Annotated in this window: 2 protein-coding genes; both read right to left on the reverse strand. The window is 64.2% G+C overall.

What is annotated here, in order from left to right; genetic code table 11:
* Positions 1 to 200: 200 nt before the first annotated feature.
* Positions 201 to 1,166, reverse strand: a complete 966-nt coding sequence (locus ACVOKO_RS19415; RefSeq protein WP_346501026.1) for a transaldolase — start codon at positions 1,164 to 1,166, stop codon at positions 201 to 203.
* A gap of 34 nt (positions 1,167 to 1,200) precedes the next feature.
* Entirely contained in the window at positions 1,201 to 1,626 is a 426-nt protein-coding gene (rnk, locus tag ACVOKO_RS19420) for a nucleoside diphosphate kinase regulator (protein ID WP_346501028.1), read from the reverse strand.
* Positions 1,627 to 1,870: the final 244 nt, after the last annotated feature.

Here is a 1,870-nt window from a genome sequence, read left to right on the forward strand (position 1 = left end):
GCTGGGCGGGCTGTTCGCAGCCGGGCTGGCGCTGGGGGTCTTTTAAAGCCCCTCTCCCCCCGGGAGAGGGGTTGGGGAGAGGGTAAGCGGCGAAGCCTCTTGCGGCCTGATGTCGCCGGGCTTTGCACTTACCCTCATCCGCCCCTTCGGGGCACCTTCTCCCGGAGGGAGAAGGGAGTAGTCAGGCCCTGTTTGAACTGTCAGTTTGCAAGCTCATCCGCAATCCGCTGACGCAAGGTCTGCAGATCCTTGGCAAACGCCTCAATACCGGTAGCCAGCTTCTCGGTAGCCATCGGATCAGCCGCCATATCCGCATCGAACTTCGCTTCGTCGATCGCAGCGAAATTCGAAGCCTCAGCAGCACCAGCCACCAGCTTGCGCGGCAGCTCGCCAAAATCTGCGTCCAGCTTCTCCAGCAGGTCCGGCGAAATCGTCAGACGGTCACAGCCGGCCAGCGCTTCAATCTGCGCAGTCGAACGGAACGAGGCGCCCATCACCACCGTGCTGGAACCACGGCGCTTGAACTCGGCAAACACACCGCGCACGAACACCACGCCCGGGTCTTCGTCGATGTTGGCCGGGGTCTGGCCGTTGGCCACGTACCAATCCAGAATCCGGCCAACAAATGGCGAAATCAGGAACGCACCGGCTTCCGAGCAGGCCAAGGCCTGGGTCGGGTTGAAGATCAGCGTCAGGTTGCAGTCGATGCCTTCGGCCTGCAGCACGCGGGCGGCTTCCACGCCGGCCCAGGTGGCGGCGATCTTGATCAGCACCTTGTCGCGCGGCACGCCGGCCGCTTCGTACATGGCGATGAACTCGCGCGCCTTGGCAATCGTCGCCTCGGTGTTGTGCGCCTGGTCGGCATCCACTTCAGTGGAAACACGGCCCGGTACCAGCTCGGCCAGCATCGTGCCGACGCCAACAGTCAAACGATCGACCACGGCATTGGCGATGGCTTGTTTGTCACCGGACTGGGCCCGGCCCCACTGCAGCTCGCGCTCGATCAGGCCGGCGTAGACCGGCAGGTCGAGGGCTTTCTTCACCAGCGTCGGGTTGGTGGTGCAGTCGACCGGGCGCAGGCGCTTGATGGCGTCGTAATCGCCGGTATCGGCGACGACGACGGACAGTTCGCGCAGCTGGGCGAGCTTGGAGGGGGCCTGGGACATCATGGTTTCCTGTTGCAGGGGCGGCGCAGTGCGCTCAGCGGTGGAAATCACCAGCCGCTTCGGGCTGATAGTGGACGGCGGTAACGCGCAGGCGCAGCTGGCGGCCGCCGGGAGCGGTCCAGTCGATGGTCTGGCCAACCGACAAGCCCAGCAGGGCACTGCCAACCGGTGCCAGGATCGATACGCGGCCCTTGTCGAAATCCGCTTCGTGCGGATAGACCAGAGTCAGGGAATGCTTTTCGTTGTGCAGCTCGTCTTCGCAGTCCACACGGGAGTGCATGGTGACGATGCCTTCGGGGATTTCTTCCGGCGGCAGCACCTGTGCGCGCTCAAGTTCCTGCGCAAGGGCAACAGCGGCCGGGTGCCGGCTCAGCGCCGGGGAGTCAAGCAGGGCCTCAAGACGGGCCATGTCGCGGGTGGAAACAATGATGGATGGCGGCAGACCGCTGTGGCTGGTCATGGGAATTCCTTATCTGTATGAAGAGCAAGCAAAAGGCGACGCTTTGTCGGCGCCGCCCGGATTTCTATTGTGCTGGTGAAACGGGCCGTAGGCGGCCCTGTGAAGATCATGGGGCCGGTGGGGCTCGGATGCAATGTGGGGGAGGGGGATGTTCAGCTTTTGGGGCAAAAACTGCCCCCTCCCCAACCCTCCCCTGCGCTGCGCGCAAGGGAGGGGGCAAGGCTTGGCTCCCTCCCTTGCGCGC

The sequence above is a fragment of the Stenotrophomonas sp. STEN240 genome (assembly GCF_056756175.1).

What these genes read in the sequence shown, in the direction of transcription:
- rnk (WP_346501028.1), bottom strand. Translation starts at nt 1,626, where the DNA reads ATGACCAGCCACAGCGGTCTGCCGCCATCCATCATTGTTTCCACCCGC.
- ACVOKO_RS19415 (WP_346501026.1), bottom strand. Translation starts at nt 1,166, where the DNA reads ATGTCCCAGGCCCCCTCCAAGCTCGCCCAGCTGCGCGAACTGTCCGTC.